This is a genomic window from Luteitalea pratensis (assembly GCF_001618865.1).
GTDB lineage: Bacteria > Acidobacteriota > Vicinamibacteria > Vicinamibacterales > Vicinamibacteraceae > Luteitalea > Luteitalea pratensis.
This window is the reverse complement of the sequence record NZ_CP015136.1, coordinates 7,040,216-7,063,126: the sequence shown is the minus strand read 5'-3', so window position 1 is coordinate 7,063,126 and position 22,911 is coordinate 7,040,216. Positions and strand designations below refer to the sequence as shown.

Sequence of the window (22,911 nt, the reverse complement as noted above, 5' to 3'; positions counted from 1 at the left end):
GAGCGCGGTCTTCGCGGACGAGAGCCCAGCCCAGGCCTGCCAGCGCGCTGGCCGGGACCACCGTCGTGAATAGCAACCAGACGACAAGGCGACGAGCGGCCGCCTGGCCATGACGCGCGCGCGTCGACATGAATGGCCATCAGTCTGCACCGGTTTCTTGCAGCGCGCGTCACGCGTGTGTCAAGGAACGGCAAAGGGCCCCATCGCCAGCACCTCCTGCAGCCGCGTCCTGCTGCTCACTGCTAACTGAGATCCGTCCGGGCGGATACTGATCCGGGCCAGCCCTTCGACCTTGATCGGCAACTCCTGCGCCTCGCCGCCTGTTGTTGCCACTCGCCACATGCTGCCCCCTGGCATCTGCCCGTAGTACACGAACTGGCCGTCAGGGGCCCACGCGATCGTCGTGCCGAGCCTCGCGCCCCTGAAGATCTCTCGAGGCTGCCCGCCAGATGCCGGCATCACCTGGATGACGTCGGTGGCGTTGGGGTGGTTCGCTTGGCCGATTGGCTGTCCGTCAGGCCCGTACCGCATGATTACGGCCAGCTGACGACCATCCGATGACAGGGCGAACGCGGCCAGGCGACCATCGACGAGGGCCGTCTCCTGCCCCGTCGCCATGTCACGACGTAGCAGGCCGAGCTTTCGGGGGCCACCCACGAAGAACAGGGACTTGCCGTCCGGCGACATCGCCAGCGGGTGGGTGTAGATGATGAAGGTGCCGTCGTCCTGGCTGCTACGAATCAACTCCACGCCACCGGAGTCGATGTCGACGCGCTGCAGACCGTGGCGGTTCTTCATGTCTGGACCTTGCAGCAGGACGTGACGGCCATCCGCGTCCCACGACACAGCATTGTGGAACCAGGGCATCGCCACCGGAACCGTGCGAACCTGGCCTGTCCGGGCCGTGTAGATGGACAGCTGTTTCTGATTCTGCTGGTATCGCACCTGTGACAGGTACACGAGTTGCTGTCCGTCTGGCGACCACGCTCCCGTGAAGCGGTTCCCCGTGAAGTGCCCTGCGAGTGGCTTCGGGTTGTCCGTGAGCCGTCCGGCCGCATCGAAGGTCGCCAGTTGCACGTCGGCCGAATCCGGTCGTGTCCCGAACACGAACTCACCGGACCTCGTGAAACCCATCGCCGCAGTCACGGCGCCGACGTCGCGCTTCAGTATTCGCGGTTCACCCTGCGCCCGGCCGTCCAGGATGCCGAGCGCGTAGACGTCGTTGGTACCCGTGCGGTCGCTCGTCAACAGCAGGCGCTGCCCGTCGGCAAACCACCCGAGCAACTCGTCATTGGCGGCGTGGCTGACGACCGGGACCTCTCGCGAGCCATCCACCGCGGCGACGACGACGTCGCGCGCCGGTCCGTCCTCCGCTGGCGGGATGTCATAGGCGATGAACCGGCCGTCTGGCGAGAAGCTCAGGTTATTAGGGGAGCGCTGCGGCCCGAACGACTTCAACACGCGCACGGACCCATCGGCCGCCGACACGAGGGCCAGCTTCTGGACCTTCTCCGAGTTGATCTGCACGGCGATCAGCCGGCCATCGGGTGACCAATCGAAGGCCTGCATCCAGCCATCGGCCGGCAGCTCGAAGAGAACGCGCGGTTGTCCGCCGGTTCGGTCGATGATCCGCAGCTCGTACCGCTGCCTGCTGTTGAACCAGGCGTACGCGAGCTTCGTGTCGTCGGGCGAGAAGATAGAGTGCTCGACGTACTCGATGTCGTTGGCCCCCGTCGTCAGTGTGGTCGTTTGGCCGCTGGCCAGGTCGCGGATGATGAGATTGCTCGGCCACGCCGCGGTACCGCCCGACAGATACCTGCCGTCGTGCGAGACGCGCCCGCGAAGGTCGACATCGGCGCCGCTCCACACCGCTCGTATGTCCGAGGTCGTCGCGTTTGGCGGAGCGGAAGGCGCAAGTCGAGACCGCGCGACGGTCACCACCGCCGTCTGGTCCGCGTACTGCGTGACGATCTGCTGATAGGTCTGCTTCGCCTGAGGGTCGCCCAGCTTCCGATACGCCTCGGCCGTCCGCAGCAGTGCCTGCGCTGCAGTCGCCCGGTCCGTCCTGCCATAGCGATTGACGATCGCCTGGTACTGCGTGATGGCGCCCCTGAGGTCGCCGTCGACGATCTCCTTGTCGGTCGCTGTGCGCAGGAGCGCCTGCGCGGCTGGGTCGGATCGCTGCGCCGCCACGGCACCGGACAGTGTCACCAGACCCACCACGACGGCCACGAGCATCAGGATTCGAGTTCTCATGTCTGATCTCCTGGCGCCACTCTAGGCAACGACGGTCGACCCTTCACCCAGCCTGCGTCGAGTTTCGGTCGAGTAGTTCAGGCATCGAAGCGATAGCCGATGCCGCGCACGCTCCTGAGGAAGCGAGGCGCCGTCGGTACCGGCTCGATCTTCTTGCGGAGATTCAGGATGTGCGTGTCGACGACGCGATCGCCGATGTAGGTGTTCTCGCCCCATGCCTGTCGAATCAGTTGCTCGCGCGTGAGGACGCGACCCCGACTGCGCTTGAACGCATCCAGCATCCGAAGCTCGAGCGCGGTGATGTCGACCACCTTTCCGGCACGCCGGAGTTCCGCGCGATCGAAGTCCACCTCGCAGTCGCCGAAACGGCACACTCCCGCTTGCGCCCCATCGTCCTCGAAGCGGCGCATCACGGCCTTGATCCGCGCCCGCAGCTCGGCGGGACTGAACGGCTTGGTGACGTAGTCGTCGGCGCCGAACTCGAGGCCGAGGATCTTCTCGGCCTCCTGCGTCCTGGCCGTGAGCATGATGATGGGGGTCTTCACGCGCAGCCGTCGCAGTTCCCGGCAGACCTCGAAGCCGTCGCGCAACGGCAACATGACGTCGAGCAGGATGACGTCCCACGACGCGTCGCGGCCCAGACGGAGCCCGGCGTCGCCGTCGCGGGCCACCTCGGACTCGTGCCCATGCCGCGCGAGGTCCTCCTGCAGGCCCATCGCGATGTCCGGGTCGTCTTCGATGATGAGAATGCGGCTCATGAGGAACCTCGTGAGTGGATGGCGTCCCTGGCGGTATCTGCTGCCGGCAGCGTCACCGTGAACGTGCTGCCCGAGGCGACGATGCTTTCGACGGTGATGTCGCCGCCGTGTGCGCGGACGATCTCACGCGCCATGGCCAGGCCGATGCCGGTGCCGTTGATGCCGTACATTCGGCTCGCGGCGCCCCGCACGAACTTCGTGAAGATGCGCTGCTGCTCGGCGTGCGGGATGCCCAGGCCCTCGTCCCGGACGCTGACCGCCACCACGCGGCCGCGGCGCGTGGCGCGCACGTCGATGCGGCGTCCGTCGCCGGAGTACTTCACTGCGTTCTCGAGCAGGTTGCGGATCGCGCGGCCGAGTGCATCGCGGTCGGCCGTGATGTCGCCGCTGTCCGTGTCGATGGCACAGTCGACCACGAAGCCCTCGGGCGTGCCGTCGCCACGGAACGCAGCGACCAGTCCCGACACGAATGGGCCGACCGGCATCTGCTCCGGACGATAGGGGTACGCGCCTGCTTCCATGCGTCCGAAGTCGAGGAGCGACTCCACGAGATGCTGCAGGCGACTCACGGCGCGCGCTTGCGCCTGATAGAACACGCGGCGTTTGGCGGGCGGCGGCTCGTTGTCTTCGTTGAGGATCGCGGTGAACTGCTGTAGCGAGGTGAGCGGCGTGCGGAACTCGTGCGATACGGCCGAGACGAAGTCCGACTGGAGCCGTGCGACGTCGAGTTCGTGCGAAACGCCACGGGCGACGACGACCGCGCCGGCGAGCACGACGACGACGATGAGGGCGAGCCCCGCGAGCACGACCCTCCGTCGAGAACTGCTTCCGTCGAGATCACTGGCGCCAGGCTTGTCGGTGAGGATGAGCGTCCATGGGAGGCCCGTGTCGGCGGCCGACCGGCGCAGGGCGGACGCGGCCGCTGCCGGCGCGGCGCGCGGGACCTGGGGGTCGGGATTCACGAAGGCCACGTCAAGGAGGCCAACCGGCGCGAGTGAGCGGACCCACTCGCGTGCGAGGAATCGTGGACCGGCGACGAGCCCCACGACTCGATCGCCCTGCCCGGGCCCCGCTGCCGCACCAGGCTGCCACAGCACCGTGACGTCAGTGCTGCCGTGCCGCCGGACAACTCGGCCCGCCGATGTCAGCGCCCCGCGACGCCACTCCTGCCACAGCCAGTCCACCGCATCCGACAGCGCCTCGCGCTCAGCCATCGCGGGAGGTTCCTCGCCAGTCCATTCGCGAACCTGCCCGGCATAGCTCACGAACGTGCCGCGGTCGAGCGCCCAGCGGCGGGCGACGAGGTCTGCCTGCAACTCACGTGCGCTCGCACGCAGTTGGTCGCGCCGGTCCAGTTCTGCAAGGAGTGCTGTGCGCGCTCGTCGGCCCACCAGGTCGCCCGGCAGTCCCGCAACGTGCGACCGAGTGATGCGAGACAAGTCTTCATAGACCGCCAACGCTTCGATTGGTCTGCCCATCTTCCGGAGGGTCCGGCCGATGCGGACCAGTGCGCCGGCGCGGATGGTCTCGTCCGGCGATCGTGCCAGCACCTTGTAGCTCTCGACTGCGCGCGCATGGGAGCCATTGAACTCCAGCGCTTCGCCGTCGGTGAACTCCGTGGTCGGCTCCGGAGCGGCCCGAGGCGGATCGGGCGTGAACAGCAGGTGCGCCGTTGGGGAGGCATCCAGTCCGTCGGCACGCATGGTCACCAGTAGCGCGTCGGCGCCGGGCTGGATACTGATGCCGGACCTCGGGTCGCGCAGCTGGCGCTCGGTCGCGGCCACGGCTCGCTCGAGTCCAGCCACGACTCGTTCGCCGGCGATGTCACGGCGCTCCAGGCGTTGACGCGATTCCAGTTCGCGGTCCTGATCGATCAGGCGCAGGCCCAGCCAGCCGACGGCGACGGCCGGCAGCAGCAGAACGAGCGCAAACGACCACAGCAGGCGCTTCGGCCCGCCAAACCAGGAACTCGCGACAGGCATGGAACGTGATGTGTAGCTTGCCGCATCACACCTCATGTGTCACGGGCGCTGCGTCGTGTCCTGGTCGAGCGTTTGTGGAGTTCTCGTCGAGCGTGGCGGCCGGGCCTCCGCTGGATTCGGCTCTTCCTGCCCGCGACCGATACGCCGGGACTGGCACCCCGACGGTACGTCCGGGTCTCCGTGCGCGGCCCACGCGCGACCGGTAGGGCCGGCTCTCCGAGCCCGGCCCAGGCGTCAGGGCAGCGGGCTCGTGAGGACGACGGTGTAGCCGTCGCGGTCGCGCAGCCAGCATTCCCAATTCCGGTTCTCGCTGAAATAGGCCTCCTTCACGACGTCCGCCTGCAGTTCGCGCGCCCGCGCCACGGCCGCGTCGAAGTCGTCGAGCTCGAACCAGAGCAACACGCCGTTGCCGTAGGGCCGCAGCGCGGGATCGCCGAGCGGGCCGTGCTGATGCTCCACCTCCCATTGGTGCAGTTGCAGCACCAGCCTCCCGTTGGCGTTCAGGCGTTCGTACTCCGAGCCGCCGTGCCCGCTCTCGCAACCGAGCAGGTGCTGGTACCAGGCACTGCTGGCTGCCACGTCGTGTACGCAGATGAGGGGACTGAGCTGCATGTGGACTCCCTGTAGGCGCCAGGCGTGCGGTGCGCTGAGAAGATTGTGTGTCATCGCACCTGTCCCGGTCCTGGCCGGGCCGCGGGGCACCTGAGGAATAATGAGGTCCCGACCATGACGATGTCCTCCTCGAGGGCAGGGGCAACCCTTCGCCCCTGGCGCGCCACAGTCGTGGCGAAGGCGGGAGGTGCCGGCGAGCGGGCGCCGCGGAGAGGCGCCCCTGCCACCGTGATGCTGCTCCTGCTGCTGGTCGCTGCCCAACCGGTTGCGGCACAGCCGAAGGACTGCCTGCCGCTGACGCCGACCGGTACGCAGGGAGGCGCGCTGCTGCCGCGGGGACTGATGAACGTGCGCTTCGGAGGCACCACCGGTGCGCCGCTCGCGCTCGACGTCTACCCGCACACTGATGCAGCGATCCGGCCACTGGCCGTCGTTCTGCGCGGCGGAACGGGCACCGTCGGCCAGCGGTCTTCATACGTCGGCCAACTGGTCGAGATGCTCGGCGACGCCGGCTACGTCGTCGCCACCGCCGACTATCGCTCGCAGAGCGTTGACGTGGCGGTCGAGGACCTGACGGCGGCGTTGCGCCTGCTGACGATGTGTCATGCCGCGACGTTGCATGTGGACCAGTACAAGACGGTGCTCGTCGCGGAGGATGGCGCCGCGCCAGCGGCACTGCAGCTTGCCGCGCGCCTGCAGGAACTGCGCCTCGGGCGTTTTGCGGGAGCGCCGGCCACGCCGGCTGCGGTCGTCGTGATTGGCGGACGCTTTACCAGCGCCCCCGTACCCGCTGTGCCGACACGGGTCGTGCATGGCCTTGCCGACAGCGACGTGCCGATCGTCGAGGCGCGGACGTTGTGCGAGCGTGCCAAGGCTTCGTGTGAGGTCGTCGACGTGGCCGGCGCGAGCCACCGCGTCGAGAACTGGTGGCCTTCGCAGTGGGGCTACAAACGCGAGTTGTTGCAGTGGTTGTCGACACGCGTCGGTTCCGTGCCGGCACCGGCACGCGGCACGGCGGCGACCGATGGCCTGCGCAAACGCGTCGTCTACGACGCCGCCAACACGCTGTCGCTCGATCTGTGGACGCCGGCCGGTGCGGGTCCGCACGGCGTCGTCGTGCTCGTACATGGCGGGGGATGGGAGGCAGGCGACCGGGTCACCTACATCGCGCCGATGCTGGCGCTGGCTGCAGCGAAGGGGCTCGCGTGGGTTTCCATCGATTACCGCCTCACGCCTGACGTCACCAATCGCGAGCAGGTCGCCGACGTGAGGACGGCCCTCGCCTGGCTGCGTGACCACGCGCGCGAGTTGCGCTTCGATCCCAAGCGCATGGTGCTCGTAGGCGAATCTGCGAGCGGTCAGTTGGCCGCGCATCTGGCCGCGAGCGAGCCGGGCCTGGCGGGCATCGTGTCCTTCTACGGCGTCTACGACCTCGAAGCCAATGCCGGCGATCCCGCGAACCCGCGATCGCTGGCGCGGCGCCTGTTCCGGCTGACGACCCTCGACGCCGCCGGCCGTGAGACGCTGCGTGAATACTCGCCGCTGCATCACGCCGCCAGCACGGCGCCCCCGATGCTCATCCTCGCCGGCACCGCAGACCGCCTCGTGGCGCAGCAGCGCGCGTATGCCGCGGCCCTGAAGAGCGCCGGCGCACGCGTCGATGTGCTCGAACTCGACGGCGCGCCTCACGGCATGGAGGCGTGGAACGACAATCCCGCGTGGCGCACCTGGGAGAAGGGGGTAGGAGACTGGCTCGTCGCTCGACTCCGGGTGACGCCGAACGAGACAAGCGACAGGGCTGACGCACGGCAACGCTCAGGTGCCGCGCCGGGTCCGCATCGCGGCAGCCCTCTCCGATGAACGAGCGCCGCCGGCGTGAGCCTGCACGCAGCGGCGGCGTCTGGTCATCGGACGTCGCGAACACGACGTCCGATGTGCGGCTTCAGTGTCGGTCTACGCGCCCCGCCGCTCCGCCAATGACCATGCCCTTCCCACCGCATCGTCGCTGCTCGCAGTGGTGCCCTGCACGGTTCTCGCCCCGGTGTAGTTGAACGTAATGGACTCCATGGGTGGCTGGCCGGATACGGGATAGAACTCGGCGATGAGCACACTCGCCAGTTCGAGTCGCGTCACGAGCCGCCCCCCCTTCATGACGTCGATCGTGACGGTCGGAATGGCCGTGCCATCCTTGAAAAATTTGAAAAGTTTGTTCGAGAGTCGATCGTAGACCCTCGATATGACGACCGAGTTCTTCTCGGTCGACGACAACTGCGCGCTCGACACCACCAGCCACCCGTGATGCGCGCCGGTGGCGGTACCCGTGACACCATCGATCTTGACGAAGATTTCAGTCATGACGACTCTCCTGTATGACGAGCGGTCGCCTCGCCCTGCGCGTGGCACCCCTCCTGCCTGGTAGATCGGAATCTGGCGAGAGGCGACGACACCGGCGCGATGGAGGGCCGAGACGCGGTCGGTGCGTGAATCGTTCGCGCGGCAGGAGTGGGGAGGGAGGGAACGTGGAATTTCGAATTCCACCCTTCTAATTTCTGCTTATCTCACATGCCTGCCGCCGTCGACCCGCAGCGTCTCCCCGGTGATGAACTGCGTGGTCACCAGCAGCATCACGGCTCTGGCGATCTCGAGTTCGCCGCCCCATCGTCCCAGCGGCGTGGCCTCGGCGACGGCCTTGGCTTGCTCAGCATCGAGCTCTGGCGGCGGGACGATCGGGCCGGGCGCGATGGCGTTCACCAGGATCCGGTCCTTCGCGAGCTCGAGCGCGAGCGCTTCCGTGAGAGCCTTCACGCCGGCCTTCGCGACGTAGTACGCCACGAATCCGGTGTAGCGTGGCCTGCCACTTGCGGGCAGCCAGTCCGTGAAGTTGACCACGTGCGCCGGCGAGCGGCGCCGCAGCAGTGGCAGGACGGCATGCGTGACGTGGAACGCCGACGACAGATTGTTGTCGATGTCGGCGCGCCACGCGTGCTCGTCGATCTCCTCGAGCGGCCGCGACACATACGTCGACGCCATGTTGACGACGATGTCGAGGCCGCCGAGTTGTTGCTCGATCCCCTGGGCGAGGGTTGCACAGTCGGCCGGCCGGCTCACGTCGGCCTGGAGCACGATCGCCCGCCGGCCCAGCGCGCGGACCCGGGTGACCGTCTCCTCGGCCTCCGCCCGGGACGACCGGTACGACAGCGCGACATCGGCCCCGGCGCGCGCGAGCTCCTCGGCCACGACCTGGCCGATCCGTCGTCCGCCAGTGATCAGGGCGATGCGATTCTCAAGTGGCATATCGGCTACTCGCGCCTATGGCTTACGGCCTGCAGCCTGCCTGCTCGTTACCGAGTGAACTTTCGGCAGGCATAGGCATCAGGCATCAGGCATCAGGCATCAGGCATTAGGCATCAGGCATTAGGCATTACATCCGGTAGAGCATCACGTACACGATGACGCCCGTAACCGACACGTACATCCACAGCGGCCACGTAATCCGTGCGATGCGGCGATGGCGGTCGAAGCGACGGGTCAGCGCCCGCGAGACGGTGACGAGCACCATCGGCACGATGGCGATGGCCAACAGCACGTGCGAGATCAGGATCGCGAAGTAGACGAGCCGGATCGAACCGGTTCCCGTGAACGGCCGCGAGCCGACGTTGTAGTGATAAATCAGGTAGCTCGTCAGGAACAGCGCCGATGTCGCCAGCGCTCCCAGCATGCAGGCGCGATGCGCGCCGATCTTCCGTTGCCGCACGAACACGTAGCCGGCCAGGAGGAACAGCGACGCCAGCGCGTTCAGGCTCGCATTGAGGGCGGGGAGGTCGGAGACGGTCAAGGCGTGAAGACTCAGGGGCAGTGCCTACAGCCTACGGCCTGCAGGCTGCCTGAAGGATGCGCCGTACAGCACGGTCGGTTCCGCCGTCCGCCCTGCGAAGGCCGACGGCCGACTGACGAAGGCCGTCAGGGAACTCGCGTGGCGATCATGAACAGCCAGATCAGCGGCAGGTAGACCAGGGAGCCGAGGAACAACTGGCGCGCGGTGCGCCGGTGCAGGTCGCGGGAAAAGCGAAGGGCGAGCACGAGGAACGCGATGCCGAGGACGAGCGCGACCGCGAAATAGACGGGGCCGGCGAGTCCGGTCAGCGCGGGTCCGAGGCTCACCGGGATCAGCGCCGCGGTGTAGATCACCGTCTGCCTCGCGGTGCTGCGGCCGGTCGGCTCCACGACCGGCAGCACCTGGAACCCGGCGCGTTCGTATTCCTCGCGGAAGAGCCACGCCAGCGACAGGAAATGCGGCATCTGCCACAGGAAGACGATCGCGAACAGCAGCCACGCCTCGCGCGAGAGGGTGCCGGTGGCCGCGGCCCACCCGATCACCGGCGGCAACGCGCCCGGGATCGCACCCACCACGGTCGACAACGACGACCGCCGTTTCATGGGCGTGTACCACACGACGTAACTCAGGAGGGTCGCGAACGCGACGATCGCGCTCAGGTGGTTGACGCCGAACGACAACTGCACCAGCCCGAGCGCGCTCAGGACCAGCCCGAAGATGAAGGCCCGCCACGGCGTCAGGCGCCCGTCGGGCAGCGGCCGCAGGCGCGTGCGCGACATCAGCGCGTCCACGTCCTGTTCGTACAACTGGTTGAAGGCCGCCGAGCCGCCAGCCACGAGCGCGGTGCCTACCACGGCATGGAACAGCCTCGCCGGGTCGACGTGCCCGGCGACACCCAGCCAGTAGCCGACCCCGGTCGTGAACACCACGAGCAGGTTCAGGCGCGGCTTGGTGAGCTGCAGGTAATCCGACATCCGTGTCGACAGGAGAGGGTAGGCGAGGGCGTGAGGCCGCATGCAGGGGGGCGGATGCCCCAGGCGCGGATTATTTCACAGATATCCCGAGTGCTCCGGATGCCCGGGACCATGCGGGTCGTTACTTCGTGGCCGCCGGTGTGGGCGCGGGGACTCCGGCAGCGCGCAACTTCCGCATGACCCGGTCCTCGATCCACTGGGAACTCCACCAGTCCACCGGCGTGACGAATTCGCCGTGCAGGACCATCGTGAAGTGGAGGTGGTCGCCACCGGCCAATCCGGTCTGGCCGCTGCGTCCGAGCTCGGCATTCATCTCCACGGTCTGGCCTTCCTGGACGCCGATCGAACTCAGGTGGGCGTACAGCGACTGCAGGCCCATGCCATGGTCGACGATCACGCAGTTGCCGTAGATGCCGAGGAACCCGGCAAACACCACCGTGCCGCGATTGGCGGCGTGAATGGGCGCGTTCTGCGTGGACGCGAGATCGAAGCCGAGGTGGACCTGCTTGTCGACGGCCTTGCCCTTGTACTCGTAGGTGCGCTCGTCGGCAAAGCCGGCCTCGACGGCGGAGTTCATCATCTGGCGGAAGGGACCGCGCCAGAGAATCTCCCGGGCCGTCTTCGTTCGTCCGATGGTGCGGATGGTCTCGTTGTTCTGGTGCCGCAGGTCGCGGTTGATCACCAGGTAGCTGGCCAGCAGGTCGCTGGCGTCCTTCACCTGCAAATCCGGCGTGTTCTGCAGGATTGCCGGCACCACCTTCTGCAGGAACACATCGTCGAGCGGGATCGTGCTCTTGCGGAACTGCTTCGGGTTGACCTTCGAGTCCAGGTCCGCCCGCGTCGCGTTGCCGGCCTCGTCACGTGCCCACATGGACACCGGCGTCGACGGCGGCTGGTTGAACAGGAACGGGAAGAAGGCCACGCGCAGGCCCGGTGCGGCATTCGGGATACCGGCGCCAGCGGCGGGCAGGCCCGGGTACTCCAGTTCGCCGACGCGCACGCCCGAGTCCACGTCGGCCGGGTTCACCTGGTAGACGACGGTCTCGGCCCCGCCCTGGTTGATGAAGTGGAACTGCGACAGCACCGTGACGGTCGGTGGCGTGAGCCGGACCTGCAGGTCCTTGCGGAAGGTGGAACTGACCTGTCGCAGGCCGAACAGCACCGGCCGGGTCGCATGGACGACCAGCGTCGCCGCGCCCGTCTTGAGTGCCGGGGCGGTCTGGCGGCCGATCTCGCCGCTCACGGTTACCCGATCCGCGGCGGTGGCGAACTTGAGGGCCTGGGGCTGCGCCTGCGAGCCCAGCGGCAGCGGCTGGCCGTTCTGCTCCAGGCCGACGTCGATGGCCGTGACGCGGCCCCCAGGGGCATATACGTCCAGCGTCAGCGGCGTTCGCTGCCCCAGCACCTTCGTGGGTGCACCAAGCCTGATCGCCGGTCCTGCAGCGCGACCGGCGAGGAACCAGACCAGTCCGAAGGCGATCAACAGCGCCACCAGCAGTGCGAGCAACGTACGCATATCCTCACGATGATAGCTGACCGGTGGCTCACCGCAGGACAAACTGCGGCCGTGTACGTGGCCGGACGGTCGACCTGAAGGTCGACCGCTACACAAGGTTGGCCCGCAGGCACGTCGACGTCGGACTTCGCCGACACGCTGCGGACCGTGGGACAAGTCTCGCGGCTACACCTCCACGGATTCGCGCCGGCCGGTGGCGCTGGCGCCATGGACACTTGTCCGACGCGTTGGCTCCGAGACGGTTGACAGCCCGGGCCGTGCCCCGTAGTCTTAAGGGTCTGTGTGCCTGGACGGCGGTATCGTCTAGGGGTTAGGACACGTGGTTCTCAGCCACGGGACCGGGGTTCGAATCCCCGTACCGCTACCAACCATGGCGCTCAGCCAGCCGACCGGCCCCGCCCCGCGGGGCTTTGTCGTATAGATGCGATCCCGCCTGCTCCTCGCCGCCGCGTTCGGCCTTGCCGCAGGTCTGGCGGGTCTGGCACTCGGCCAGTTGTCGTTCTTCCAGGTCGCCGAATCCAAGCTGTACGACCTGGCGATGCGCTGGACAGTCGATCCCGCCCACGCAAACCCCGCCATCTCCGTCGTCGAGATCGACGAAATCAGCCTGCGTCGCCTCGAGCCGGTCGTCGGCCGGTGGCCGTGGCCGCGACTCGTTCACGCGGTGGTGATCGACTTCCTCGCTCGCGGTCCGGCCAAGGCCGTCGCGTATGACGTGAGCCTCACCGACCGGGATCGGCGCACGGGATTCGACGCCGGCGGCACCACGTGGACGGGAGCCGATTCCGACCAGGCGCTCGTCGACTCGACGCGGGCCGCGGGCAACGTCATCCACCTGGCCGAAGGCGTCTACGAGGGCGCCACGGGCGCCGACGACGTGGACCGGACGCTGCGATCGGCCCCGCAGGGGAACTACGGCCTCGACGAGAGCATCGACCTGCGTCCAGCGTTGTCCGGACCCTATCCCGGCCTCGGCGAGGCTGCCCGCGCACTCGGACACAACGTGATGCTCGTGGACGAGGATGGCCCGGTCAGGCAGGTCATCCCGTTCGTCCGCCGCGGCGGCCTGTTCCTGCCCTCGTTCGGCATCGCCGCCGCGCAGGCCATGCTGGATGTGCCAAGCGCGCAGGTCCGGCTCGATCGCGCCGACCTCGTGATCGGCAGCACGCGGCTTCCCGCGCCGGTCGTGGACATTCCCCGCTTCGACGGGCAGGCCGGCGAGCCCCAGAGGGGCCGCCGCAGTCTGATTCGCTACCGGGGACCGGCGATCCTGCCCGACGGCAAGACCCCCACCTACCGTACGTATTCGTTCTACGACCTCTTCTATTCCGAGCAGCAGCTCCTCGAAGGGCAGAAGCCGCTGATCGACCCGGCGACGTTCAAGGGCGGCCTCGTCTTCATCGGCGCGACAGCGGTCGGGCTCAAGGACGTCTTCGCGGTGCCCCTTGGAGCCACCGGGGCCATGGCGGGTCCGCACATCCACGCCAACGTCGCGGACATGGTCCTGTCAGGCCGGGTCGTCCATCGATTGCCCGCGTGGCTGTGCGTTCTCCTGGCGATGCTCGTTTCCGTTGGTGCAAGGTACGCCGTCATGCCGGCGCGCGTGTGGCTGGGTGTCACAGCCGCAGTCGGCCTGCTGGTGGCCGCGCACGTCGGCGGGGTGCTGGCATTCGGCCGGGGCCTCTGGGTGCCGTTGGTTCCGGCGACGCTCGGCTGGGTGCTCGCGACCGGTAGCGGCTTCGCGTATCAGTACCTGGTCGAGGGCCGGGAGAAGCGGCAGGTGCGAGGGCTGTTCTCGCGCTACCTCTCGAAGGACGTCTACGAGCAGGTGCTCGCCAATCCCTCGCTCGCGGAACTCGGGGGCAAGCGACGCACGATGTCCGTCCTGTTTTCGGACATGCGGGGATTCACCACGCTCTCGGAGAGCGGCGATCCCGAGGCGCTCGTCCAGCAGCTGAACGAGTATTTTTCACGCATGGTCGACGTCGTATTCGAGCATCGCGGTACGCTCGACAAGTTCGTCGGCGACATGGTGATGGCGCTGTACGGCGCCCCGCTCGACGACGAGGACCACGCCGAGCATGCCGTGGCCACGGCGGTGGCAATGGTGCGAGCGCTCGGCGAACTCAACCGGGGCTGGGCCGCCGCTGGGCGGCCGACGCTCGGCATCGGCATCGGTATCAACTCCGGCGAGATGATTGCCGGCACCATCGGCTCGCGGCAGGTGCGGAGCTACACGGTGATCGGCGACGCCGTCAACCTCGGAGCGCGGCTCGAGTCGCTGAACAAGGAATATGGCACCTCGGTCATCATCAGCGACGCGACCCGCCGCCAATTGCGCACCCCGTGGACGCTGCGGCCACTGGGCAGCGTGGTGGTGAAGGGCAAGAGCGTCGCGGTCGATATCTTCGAAATAGTGGTCGAGTAGAAATCAGGACAGCTGGCGCGGGACGCCGGTTGCAGGGCAGGTTGCACGGTCGACATCGAATCCGGGAGTACTTACGGTGACGTTCATCCGCACAGTGTTGTCCCTCACGCTCCTGGCCGGACTCGCGAACCCGGCCGCGGCGCAGTTCGGGATCATCGAGCAGGGCGCCAAACGCGCCAAGCAGGTCAGCGACTTCAACTGGTCCGACGAGGAGAAGGCTGCGCTCGGCGCCAAGGTGAGCACCCTCGTCCGTCAGCGATACGGCGTCGTCCAGGATACGGCCGTGCACAAGTACGTCACGCTGGTCGGCCGCACGGTGACCGACAAGAGCACCAAGCCTGGCCTGCCGTGGACGTTCATCGTGCTCGACACCGATGCCGTCAACGCCTTTGCGGCGCCGCATGGCTACGTGCACATCACCCGCGGCGCGCTCGCGCTGATGAAGGACGAAGCGGAACTGGCCGGTGTACTCGCGCACGAGATCATCCACGTCACCGAGGAGCACACGATCGACGCGCTCAAGAAGAACACGATCAAGAGCGCCGCGGCCGAGGAGGTGGCCGGCGGCAACGCCATGATCGAGTTCCTTGCCAACGCGGCCTACAACAACATCCTCGACAACGCCTACAGCCGTGGCGACGAGAGTGCCGCCGACACGATGGGCATCACGCTGATCAGCAAGGCAGGGTATGCGCCGCAGGCCCTTGGCAATTTCCTGACGACGCTCGCCGAGCGCAACAAGAGCGCGACCGAGAAGCGTGGTCTCTTCAGCTCACACCCGGAGATGGAGGCGCGGCAGGGCAAGCTCGGCGCGGCCATCATCAAGGGAAAGCTCTCGGGCACGCAACTCGTGTCGGAACGGTTCAAGACGACGATCAGGTACAAGCCCGTGCCGCAGTCGCAGATTGCCACGGTGGAAGCCGGCACCAAGGGACTGGCGGGCGGATCGAGCCAGAAGGGCAGCACGGCCAAGGACAGCAAGTCCACCAGCACGGCGAAGGCAGAGGCACCCGCGGAGGCGCCCAAGAAGAAGGGCTTCGGGCTCGGCCGGCTCGTCTCCGGCGGCGGCAGCGAGACCAAGTCGGCGCAGGTGGTCGGCTCTGGCGGCGCGCGAGGCCTGGATCCCGAGAAGGATGCCAAGGGCGGCAGCAACCCTGCCGTGGTCGCCGTCAAGTTCACGCCGGCCGAACTGCAGGCCTTCAAGAAGGCCGGGTCACTTACGTAATGCCTGATGCCTGATGCTTGCTTGCCGTCCACACGTCCGACTACCGAACCTTGCCGATCCCCGCCCTGACAGGTGTGCTGGTGCTGGTCTCCGCCCTCTTGGCGAGGGCCGGCACGCGCAACACCTACGTGAAGCGCAAGCTGGTGCTGACGGTGGCGCTGGCCATCGGCTACCTGCTGGCCTACGGGCTCGCCGTCTGGGCCGGCACGCCGCCGGGGATCGCTCGCTCGCTCGGTACGGTTGCGCCGGTGTTGCTGGTGCTCGCGGCCAGCAACCTGATCGTGCTGCTGGCGGTGAATCCGTTCCGTCAGGATCGGCTTCCCGATCACCTCCCGGCGATCCTCCAGGACGCGATCACCGTCGCCATCTTCGTGACGGTCGTCGTCCTCTTCTTCAACGACCGGTTGCAACTGACCGCGGCCGCCGGCGCGGTCGTGCTGGGGCTCGCGCTCCAGAACACGCTCGGCAACGCCATCGCCGGCCTCGCGTTGCAGGCCGACCAGCCGTACAAGGTGGGGGACTGGATCCGGGTCGGCGATCACGAGGGACGGGTGACGCAGATCTCGTGGCGGTCAACGGTGCTGCGCACCCGCGAGAGCACGCTCGTGGCGCTGCCCAACAGCAGCATCGCCGACGGCGCCATCGTCAACTACTCGGAACCGGCGCCGCCGACGCGCGTGTTCGTCGACGTCGGCGTGACCTACACGGCGCCGCCCAACCACGTGAAGGCGTTGATGGTCGACGCGATCGCTCAGGTGCCGCTCGCGATGGCGTCGCCTGGCCCCGACGTGCTGCTGGTCGATTTCGGCGCCTCGGCCATCACCTATCGTGCCCGCTGCTTCGTCCAGGACATGGAGCGGGCCTCGCTCGCGCAGGATCAGATACGCACGGCCCTCTGGTACACGTTCCAGCGGCACGGCATCGAGATCCCATACCCGATCCAGATCGAGTACTCGCCAGCGACGATGCCTGCAGTCGCCCTGCCGGAGCAGGCCGACCTGCCTTCGCTGATCGGGAACACGGCATTGCTTGGCGGGCTGACGCCCGAGGCGCGTGCACGGCTGGCCGCATCGGCGCGGCCACGCCTGTACGGCGCTGGCGAAGTGATCGTGCGGCAGGCGGACACGGGCCGCACGAGCTTCCTCATCGCCCGCGGCGAGGCGCGCGTGAGCCTCGCACCTGACGACCATGAGGTCGCCAGGCTCGGCGTCGGCGAAGTGTTCGGCGAGATGTCCTGGCTCACGGGCGATCCGCGCTCGGCGACGGTGACCGCCACTCGCGACACGCTGGTCTTCGAGCTGGACGACACGGTTCTGCGCGAACTGGCCGACGCGTCAGCCAGCGTACTGGACACACTGGCGGACGCCGTCGCCCGGCGCCGTCAAGAGCTCGAGTCCATCTTTGCCGACACGGTGCACCGCCACCTGCCTGCAGTGGAACCGCCAGCCTCGCTGGTCGCCCGCATGCGCCGCTTCCTCAGGCTGCGCTGAGCGGGTACGTGCCCGCGGGCAGCGCGCCGGACAAGAGATCCATGGCGCGAACGCCACCGGCAGTCCCGATATACGGCCCGGGTAGCCTGCAGCCCGTAGCCCGCAGCCGCGAAAATCGTTGGCGTTCGACGGGTACACGAAACCGTCCACAAACACGAAAGGCGCGGCGGTATACCCGCCTGCGCCCCCGTGTGCTGCCATCCCTCGTGAATGTGTTGGACGCTCGATGACGCCCATCGGCCGCGGGCGCCGGACATCTGCCGGTCGCCCGCTCCTGTCATGTCAATCGGCGCCTCGCCGCGAAAACTTTGCTCAGCGGTACCCGGCCTCGCGGTAGCCCTCGCGGTAGCCCTGTTGTATCCCTGCTGAAAGACCTGGCGATAGTCATTCTTTCAATCACCGTGCCATCGCTGGTGTCCGGACCAAGGGACACCTTGGCAGGCGTGTTGACGTGCTACTCGGCCCAGACGAGGACGCGCGAGTCGTCGGTCTTCCGTACAAACAGCGGACCCGGACCGGCGGCTTCGAGGTCCTCGATGGAGAGCCGCACGTTGTCGAGGCCGACCTCGTCGCGATTGATGTCCATCCGCCCGTCCGGTGACATGCGCAGCAACCACATCGGCAGCGTCAGCCGGACGAGTTTGCCGTCATGGATCGAGAAGACGAGGATGTGCAGGTTGCTGATCGCACCGCCGCGTTTCTGTCGTGCGACGAGCGCCTTGCTCGAGATGGTCGGCCCGAAGGGGCCCTGCACGACGAGCGGCGGGATGCCGTCGAAGCGCTTCATGATCGCGGCCGCCTCTTGCTCGTAATCGCCGACCGAGGCCGCCTGGCGCACCTGCACCTGCTTGCGCACCAGGTAGGCGCAACTCCCCGCGAGCGCAATGATGCCGAGCACCAGCACCAGCAGCACGCCGAGGACGACCGAAAGCCAGCGCCGAATCGCCATCTGAACAGGGAGACGTTATCCGCGAGTGGCGCGTTCGAGCAAACTGCGCGCCAGGCGCACGCCCTGCGGGTCGTCGCCTCGTTCGAGGAGCGGTAGCGCCTTGGTCGCCTGCCACCGGGCCTGGTCTCGGTCGCCGAGCGCGAGCGACACTTCGCCCAGTTCGAGGTGCGTGCGACCTCGCACCCAGTCCCTGGCCTGCGGCGCCGCGAGGCCTTCGATCAGTACCTGCCGTGCATCCTCGTGACGCCCCAGGAGGCGCAGCGCCACGGCTTGCTTCAGGCGCCAGAGGGCGTCCTCGCCGAACATGCGCCGGCGTGTGTCGCGTGCCGTCATCGCGAGGCCTTCGTCGAGCCACCGCAAGGCATCGGCTGGCCGGCCGGCGCGCAGGGCGGTCGCGCCAGTCTCGAGCCACAGCAGCCGGTTACGCGGATACAAGTCGCGCAGCGCGGCCAACACGCCAAGGGCGTTGTCCCAGCGCCGTTCGCGGTTGTAGAGGAGGATCAGGGCGAAGCGTGCTTCGGTCTGCACGGGGCTGGCACTCGCCGCCGCCTGTTCCACCATCTGCAGGCCCCGCGCCCGGTCACCATCGAGGCCGGCCATGTACGCGACCATGCGCGTCGGCAGGTTCATGCCTGACACCACATAGCGATAAGTGCCGAGGATCAGGCGAGGGTCGGGATCATCGGGCGAGACAACGCTGGCCTGCTCCGCGGTCTTGTATGCACGTCGCGCCGCACCGAACGCGCGCCCCATCCGACCCTCCACGGTGGCTGCCCAGGAGGCTTGCAGGCCGAGTGCGGAACTGAGGTCGTAGAGTGCACGGCCGTCCCGCGGATTGCGAGTCGCCTCCGCCTCGGCACGTGAAATGGCCGCCGACAGATAGCGCGAAAAGTCCGCCGCCATGTCCGGCGGCGGCGGTGCCATCTGCACGTCGCGTTTCGAGATACGTCCGAGATACTCGTCGACAAGCACGGTGCCGCGGCTGAACAACAACCGCAGCCACGTGATGGATGCAAGGGCACGATAGGTGGTCGGTAAGTCTGGTTTTAACTTCGCGAGGGTCGTCAACTCGCGCACGGCCTCGTCATGGTCCAGGTTGTAGGCGGTAGCGTAGGCGTGTCCAAGTGCCGCATCGAATGATGTCTCCTGCGCACGGATGGACATCACATCGACGCCGACAAATGTGATTGCAAGCATGAGAAAGCGCGCTATGCTTGAGCGTCTTTCACCGTTCCACCCTCCCGGAGTACTGGTCATGGCAAGAACACGTAAGTTGACAAGGACAGGAATAGGCGGCAGTCGCGAACTGCTCACGTGGGCCCTGCAGGGGCTCGAGCAGGAAATCGCGACGACGCGCCAACGGTTACAGGAACTCGAGTCGCAGGCGCGGACGTTGCGCGCGTCGGCTCGCGGTGCGATCGTCGCCGCCGTCACCGCCGTCGCGAGCGCGGCGTCGGCCGCGACGGCTGCGCCCAAGGTGCGCAAGAAGCGCAAGCTCAGCGCCGATGCCCGGCGGCGGATTGCCGAGGCACAGAAGCGTCGCTGGGCCAAGGCCCGGGCCGGCAAGGAATAGCCCCACCCCAGCGCTGCGCCGACTGCGCGGCTTCCTCGATCGTGCCGGCGTGGATGCGCGCAATCGCATCCACGTCGGGTGCATAGCCGCCGGCCATGGTCACTGCCACCGGCACGCGCTCGGCCCGGCACCGCCCGAACACGATCGCATCGCGCTGTCGCAGCCCCATTTCGGTCAGGCGCATGCGCCCCAGTCGATCACCTTCGTAGGGATCTGCACCCGCGACGTAGAACACGAGGTCCGGTCCGATCGCCAAAACCACATCGAGTGCCGCCGCCAGGTGTGCCATGTATTCACCATCGCCGGTGCCATCGGGAAGCGGCACGTCGAGATCGCTGCGTTCCTTGTGGAACGGGAAGTTGGCCGCGCCATGCAGCGAGCAGGTGAAGACACGTGGGTCGTGCTCGAAGATCGCCGCCGTGCCGTTGCCTTGGTGCACATCAAGATCGATCACGGCCACCTGCCGGACACGGCCTGTCTCGATCATCGTCGTGGCGGCAACGGCCACGTCGTTGAAGATGCAGTAGCCCTCGCCGCGGTCCCGGAACGCGTGGTGGGTGCCCCCGGCGAGATTGGCCGAGACCCCGTCCTGCAGCGCGGCGCGGGCCGCGTCAATGGTCCCTCCCACCGATCGCCGTGACCGCTCGACCATCTGCACCGACCACGGAAAGCCGATTCGACGCTGCTCTTCGCGCGTGAGCCCGCCGTCGCGGACACGGGCCACGTAATCCGGCGTATGCACGCGCATGAGGTCGGTCCATGGCGCGGCATGTGGTTCATGCAACTGCTCGAGTGGGAGGATGCCGTTGTCGACGACGCGCGCCCGGAGGCGCGCGTACTTGTCCATCGGGAAGCGATGCCCCTCCGGAAGCGGCAGCACGAAATGGTCGCAGTAGAACGCCTGCACGCCGTGCCCTGCTTCAGTCGCCGACCGCCTGCGTCGTGGCTGCCGCCTCGAACGCCTTGCGGGCCGCGCGAATCGTGTCGTCGACGTCACGCGTGGCGTGCGCGCCAGACAGGAACCACGCCTCAAACTGTGATGGTGGCAGGTAGATGCCTTCTGCAAGCATCGCCTGGAAGAACCGCCCGTACGCCGCCGTGTCGGAGGCCTTCGCGTCGTCGTAATTCATCACCGGCCGATCGAGGAAGAAGACCGTGAGCAGCGAGCCGACGCGATTGATGCTGACGTCGGTGCCGGCGCGGTGCGCGGCATCGGACAGGCCCTCGGCGAGAAGGCCACCGAGACGTTCGAGCTTCGCGTAGAGCTTGTCGGAGAGTTGCGACAGCGCCCAGAGGCCCGCCGTCATCGCGAGTGGGTTTCCCGACAGCGTCCCGGCCTGGTACACCGGCCCGTCCGGAGCGACGCGTCGCATGAGGTCCTCGCGGCCGCCGTAGGCTCCGACCGGCAGGCCGCCGCCGATGATCTTGCCGAGACACGTCAGGTCAGGGCGGACACCGAGCAGGTGCTGCGCGCCACCGCGCGAGGCCCTGAAGCCGCTGATCACCTCGTCGAAGACGAGCAGCGCGCCGCTGCGATCGCACAACGCCCGTAACCCTTCGAGGAAGCCGGGCTCGGGCGGCACGAGGCCCATGTTGCCGGCGATCGGCTCGACGAGCACGGCGGCGACGCCGTCCTTCGCTAGTTCGGCGACGGACTCGACCGATGCAAGGTCGTTGTAACGTGCGGTGAGCGTCAAGGCCGCAGCGGCCTTCGGGACACCAGGTGAGGTCGGAACACCGAGTGTCGCGGCGCCGCTCCCCGCGTCCACCAGGAAGCCGTCGGCGTGGCCGTGGTAGCAGCCGGCAAACTTGATCACGGCGTCTCGGCCGGTCGCCGCCCGGGCCACCCGCAGGACGCTCATGGCGGCCTCGGTCCCGGAGCTCGTGAAGCGCACCAGTTCCATCGACGGCACGAGCTCACGCACCGCCTCGGCCAACTCGATCTCGAGGCGGGTCGGCGCTCCGAAACTGGTGCCGTGTTTGGCGGCTCGCCCCAGCGCCGCGAGCAGTCCCTTCGGGGCATGACCGTGGATGAGCGGCCCCCACGACATCACGTAGTCGAGATATGTGCGGCCATCTTCGTCCTTGATGTAGGCGCCCTTGCCGCTCTTCATGAACCGCGGCTCACCGCCGACGGCCTTGAACGCGCGCACGGGGCTGCTTACACCGCCCGGCATCACCTTCTGCGCTCGCTCGAACAACTTCGCCGAGCGCGTCACCTTTCGCACCGCCATGCGTCTCCGTCCTGTCGTCGGCGCGTTCGGGGAACGCGCCCTACCTACTGACTGCGGCATCTGTCACGAGGGCAGGGGCCGTTCGCCGAACGGCCCTAAGTTCACAACACCCGCGCGGCGTCACGCGCGTAGTAAGTGATGATGGCGTCTGCGCCGGCCCGCCGAATCGAGATCAGCGATTCCATCATCGCGCGTGGCTCGTCGATCCAGCCGTTGGCGCCAGCCGCCTTGACCATCGAGTACTCGCCGCTGACGTGATAGGCGGCCGTCGGCAACCCGAAGGTGTCCTTGACGCGCCAGAGGATGTCCAGGTACGGAAGCGCCGGCTTGACCATCACCATGTCCGCGCCCTGATCGATGTCGAGGGCGACCTGGCGGAGCGCCTCGCGCGCGTTGGCGGGATCCATCTGGTGGCTGCGCCGGTCGCCGAAGGCCGGCGTGGACTCGGCCGCCTCGCGAAACGGTCCATAGAAGGCCGATGCGTACTTGGCGGCATAGCTCATGATCGCGGTGTCCACGTGCCCCGCTGCGTCGAGGCCGTCGCGGATGGCGCCGATGCGGCCGTCCATCATGTCCGACGGAGCGACCACGTCAGCCCCTGCTTCGGCGTGCGACAGCGCCTCCTCGACCAGCAACGCCACCGTCGGGTCGTTCTCGACGATGCCATCGGTGACGATGCCGCAGTGTCCGTGCGACGTGTACTCGCAGAGGCACACGTCGGTGACGATCACCGTCTGCGGGTGCGCGGCGCGGATCGCGCGTACGGCCTGCTGCACCGGCCCCTGCGGGTCGCTGGCGCTGCTGCCGCGTTCGTCCTTGTGCGCCGGCAGCCCGAACAGCAGCACCGACGTCACGCCATCACCGGTAGCGGCGCCGACTTCGGCCACGATCTCGTCCACCGACATCTGCGCGACGCCCGGCATCGAGCCGATTGGCTTGCGCACGCCCTCACCCGGGCAGACGAAGAGCGGGTAGATGAACTGCGAGGGCTCGAGATGCGTCTCGCGGACGAGGGCACGCAGGCCAGGCGTGCGTCGGAGTCGTCGGGGCCGGTTGGTGAGATCGAGTGGCATGGTGGG

At 67.7% G+C, this 22,911-nt stretch carries 19 protein-coding genes and 1 tRNA gene; 6 read left to right on the top strand and 14 right to left on the bottom strand.

Features of this window, described 5'->3' with window-relative positions; genetic code table 11:
• Positions 1-180 precede the first annotated feature (180 nt).
• The 4 genes from LuPra_RS29690 to LuPra_RS29675 all read right to left on the bottom strand — a co-directional run bounded on the left by LuPra_RS29690 (position 181) and on the right by LuPra_RS29675 (position 5,608).
• Positions 181-2,256, bottom strand: coding sequence for a tetratricopeptide repeat protein (locus LuPra_RS29690; protein WP_110174125.1), 2,076 nt, complete (start codon positions 2,254-2,256; stop codon positions 181-183).
• A gap of 77 nt (positions 2,257-2,333) precedes the next feature.
• On the bottom strand, positions 2,334-3,014 hold the full coding sequence (locus tag LuPra_RS29685) for a response regulator transcription factor (protein WP_110174124.1): 681 nt from the start codon (positions 3,012-3,014) through the stop codon (positions 2,334-2,336).
• Positions 3,011-4,996 (bottom strand): sensor histidine kinase, encoded by a 1,986-nt coding sequence (locus tag LuPra_RS29680; RefSeq protein WP_162472859.1) that lies wholly within the window; start codon positions 4,994-4,996, stop codon positions 3,011-3,013. The genes LuPra_RS29685 and LuPra_RS29680 overlap by 4 nt, the downstream gene beginning before the upstream one ends.
• A 234-nt stretch (positions 4,997-5,230) precedes the next feature.
• Complete coding sequence (locus LuPra_RS29675) at positions 5,231-5,608, bottom strand: VOC family protein (protein WP_110174122.1); 378 nt, start codon at positions 5,606-5,608, stop codon at positions 5,231-5,233.
• A gap of 231 nt (positions 5,609-5,839) precedes the next feature.
• On the opposite strand from LuPra_RS29675, the gene LuPra_RS29670 reads away from it, so the two are divergent.
• Positions 5,840-7,468 (top strand): alpha/beta hydrolase fold domain-containing protein, encoded by a 1,629-nt coding sequence (locus LuPra_RS29670; protein WP_234800984.1) that lies wholly within the window; start codon positions 5,840-5,842, stop codon positions 7,466-7,468.
• Between the two features lie 93 nt (positions 7,469-7,561).
• Here LuPra_RS29670 and LuPra_RS29665 read toward each other — a convergent pair whose 3' ends face one another.
• The 5 genes from LuPra_RS29665 to LuPra_RS29645 all read right to left on the bottom strand — a co-directional run bounded on the left by LuPra_RS29665 (position 7,562) and on the right by LuPra_RS29645 (position 11,933).
• Complete coding sequence (locus tag LuPra_RS29665; protein WP_110174120.1) at positions 7,562-7,963, bottom strand: type VI secretion system tube protein Hcp; 402 nt, start codon at positions 7,961-7,963, stop codon at positions 7,562-7,564.
• A 198-nt stretch (positions 7,964-8,161) separates the two neighbouring features.
• Positions 8,162-8,902, bottom strand: a complete 741-nt coding sequence (locus LuPra_RS29660) for an SDR family NAD(P)-dependent oxidoreductase (protein WP_110174119.1) — start codon at positions 8,900-8,902, stop codon at positions 8,162-8,164.
• 127 nt (positions 8,903-9,029) lie between these two features.
• Positions 9,030-9,443 carry a DUF420 domain-containing protein gene (locus LuPra_RS29655; protein ID WP_110174118.1) on the bottom strand — a complete coding sequence of 138 codons (414 nt, stop codon included), beginning with the start codon at positions 9,441-9,443 and terminating at the stop codon, positions 9,030-9,032.
• A gap of 125 nt (positions 9,444-9,568) precedes the next feature.
• Positions 9,569-10,459, bottom strand: coding sequence for a heme o synthase (gene cyoE / locus LuPra_RS29650; RefSeq protein WP_234800613.1), 891 nt, complete (start codon positions 10,457-10,459; stop codon positions 9,569-9,571).
• Positions 10,460-10,538: 79 nt separating this feature from the next.
• Positions 10,539-11,933, bottom strand: coding sequence for a M23 family metallopeptidase (locus LuPra_RS29645; protein WP_110174116.1), 1,395 nt, complete (start codon positions 11,931-11,933; stop codon positions 10,539-10,541).
• A gap of 292 nt (positions 11,934-12,225) precedes the next feature.
• On the opposite strand from LuPra_RS29645, the gene LuPra_RS29640 reads away from it, so the two are divergent.
• The 4 genes from LuPra_RS29640 to LuPra_RS29625 all read left to right on the top strand — a co-directional run bounded on the left by LuPra_RS29640 (position 12,226) and on the right by LuPra_RS29625 (position 17,076).
• Positions 12,226-12,300, top strand: a tRNA-Glu gene (locus LuPra_RS29640).
• Positions 12,301-12,354: 54 nt separating this feature from the next.
• Complete coding sequence (locus tag LuPra_RS29635; protein WP_110174115.1) at positions 12,355-14,361, top strand: CHASE2 domain-containing protein; 2,007 nt, start codon at positions 12,355-12,357, stop codon at positions 14,359-14,361.
• 97 nt (positions 14,362-14,458) lie between these two features.
• Positions 14,459-15,586, top strand: a complete 1,128-nt coding sequence (locus tag LuPra_RS29630) for a M48 family metalloprotease (RefSeq protein WP_162472858.1) — start codon at positions 14,459-14,461, stop codon at positions 15,584-15,586.
• Positions 15,587-15,636: 50 nt separating this feature from the next.
• Positions 15,637-17,076, top strand: a complete 1,440-nt coding sequence (locus LuPra_RS29625) for a mechanosensitive ion channel domain-containing protein (protein ID WP_162472857.1) — start codon at positions 15,637-15,639, stop codon at positions 17,074-17,076.
• A 454-nt stretch (positions 17,077-17,530) separates the two neighbouring features.
• On the opposite strand, the gene LuPra_RS29620 is transcribed toward LuPra_RS29625, so the two are convergent.
• Both LuPra_RS29620 and LuPra_RS29615 read right to left on the bottom strand, forming a co-directional pair.
• A complete protein-coding gene (locus tag LuPra_RS29620) occupies positions 17,531-18,025 on the bottom strand; it encodes a hypothetical protein (protein ID WP_110174112.1) in 495 nt (164 codons plus the stop codon).
• A gap of 15 nt (positions 18,026-18,040) precedes the next feature.
• Positions 18,041-19,222: a tetratricopeptide repeat protein gene (locus LuPra_RS29615; protein ID WP_110174111.1), complete on the bottom strand. Its 1,182-nt coding sequence runs from the start codon at positions 19,220-19,222 to the stop codon at positions 18,041-18,043.
• Between the two features lie 58 nt (positions 19,223-19,280).
• Here LuPra_RS29615 and LuPra_RS29610 point away from each other — a divergent pair, with 58 nt between their 5' ends.
• Positions 19,281-19,598, top strand: coding sequence for a hypothetical protein (locus LuPra_RS29610; RefSeq protein WP_234800612.1), 318 nt, complete (start codon positions 19,281-19,283; stop codon positions 19,596-19,598).
• Here the strand turns inward: LuPra_RS29610 and LuPra_RS29605 are convergent.
• The 3 genes from LuPra_RS29605 to hemB all read right to left on the bottom strand — a co-directional run bounded on the left by LuPra_RS29605 (position 19,522) and on the right by hemB (position 22,905).
• Positions 19,522-20,505 carry a histone deacetylase family protein gene (locus LuPra_RS29605; protein ID WP_110174110.1) on the bottom strand — a complete coding sequence of 328 codons (984 nt, stop codon included), beginning with the start codon at positions 20,503-20,505 and terminating at the stop codon, positions 19,522-19,524. The two genes, LuPra_RS29610 and LuPra_RS29605, sit on opposite strands and share 77 nt — an antisense overlap.
• A 13-nt stretch (positions 20,506-20,518) precedes the next feature.
• Positions 20,519-21,832 carry a glutamate-1-semialdehyde 2,1-aminomutase gene (gene hemL / locus LuPra_RS29600; RefSeq protein ID WP_110174109.1) on the bottom strand — a complete coding sequence of 438 codons (1,314 nt, stop codon included), beginning with the start codon at positions 21,830-21,832 and terminating at the stop codon, positions 20,519-20,521.
• A gap of 101 nt (positions 21,833-21,933) precedes the next feature.
• Positions 21,934-22,905, bottom strand: coding sequence for a porphobilinogen synthase (gene hemB, locus LuPra_RS29595; protein WP_110174108.1), 972 nt, complete (start codon positions 22,903-22,905; stop codon positions 21,934-21,936).
• Positions 22,906-22,911 lie beyond the last annotated feature (6 nt).

Bases quoted from the DNA above. Each gene is read 5' to 3' on its own strand.
- LuPra_RS29670 (WP_234800984.1), top strand. From the start codon at position 5,840: ATGCTGCTCCTGCTGCTGGTCGCTGCCCAACCGGTTGCGGCACAGCCG.
- hemB (WP_110174108.1), bottom strand. From the start codon at position 22,905: ATGCCACTCGATCTCACCAACCGGCCCCGACGACTCCGACGCACGCCT.
- LuPra_RS29620 (WP_110174112.1), bottom strand. From the start codon at position 18,025: ATGGCGATTCGGCGCTGGCTTTCGGTCGTCCTCGGCGTGCTGCTGGTG.
- LuPra_RS29675 (WP_110174122.1), bottom strand. From the start codon at position 5,608: ATGCAGCTCAGTCCCCTCATCTGCGTACACGACGTGGCAGCCAGCAGT.
- LuPra_RS29610 (WP_234800612.1), top strand. From the start codon at position 19,281: ATGGCAAGAACACGTAAGTTGACAAGGACAGGAATAGGCGGCAGTCGC.
- LuPra_RS29665 (WP_110174120.1), bottom strand. From the start codon at position 7,963: ATGACTGAAATCTTCGTCAAGATCGATGGTGTCACGGGTACCGCCACC.
- LuPra_RS29645 (WP_110174116.1), bottom strand. From the start codon at position 11,933: ATGCGTACGTTGCTCGCACTGCTGGTGGCGCTGTTGATCGCCTTCGGA.
- LuPra_RS29635 (WP_110174115.1), top strand. From the start codon at position 12,355: ATGCGATCCCGCCTGCTCCTCGCCGCCGCGTTCGGCCTTGCCGCAGGT.
- LuPra_RS29685 (WP_110174124.1), bottom strand. From the start codon at position 3,014: ATGAGCCGCATTCTCATCATCGAAGACGACCCGGACATCGCGATGGGC.
- cyoE (WP_234800613.1), bottom strand. From the start codon at position 10,459: ATGCGGCCTCACGCCCTCGCCTACCCTCTCCTGTCGACACGGATGTCG.
- LuPra_RS29660 (WP_110174119.1), bottom strand. From the start codon at position 8,902: ATGCCACTTGAGAATCGCATCGCCCTGATCACTGGCGGACGACGGATC.
- hemL (WP_110174109.1), bottom strand. From the start codon at position 21,832: ATGGCGGTGCGAAAGGTGACGCGCTCGGCGAAGTTGTTCGAGCGAGCG.
- LuPra_RS29680 (WP_162472859.1), bottom strand. From the start codon at position 4,996: ATGCCTGTCGCGAGTTCCTGGTTTGGCGGGCCGAAGCGCCTGCTGTGG.
- LuPra_RS29690 (WP_110174125.1), bottom strand. From the start codon at position 2,256: ATGAGAACTCGAATCCTGATGCTCGTGGCCGTCGTGGTGGGTCTGGTG.
- LuPra_RS29615 (WP_110174111.1), bottom strand. From the start codon at position 19,222: ATGCTTGCAATCACATTTGTCGGCGTCGATGTGATGTCCATCCGTGCG.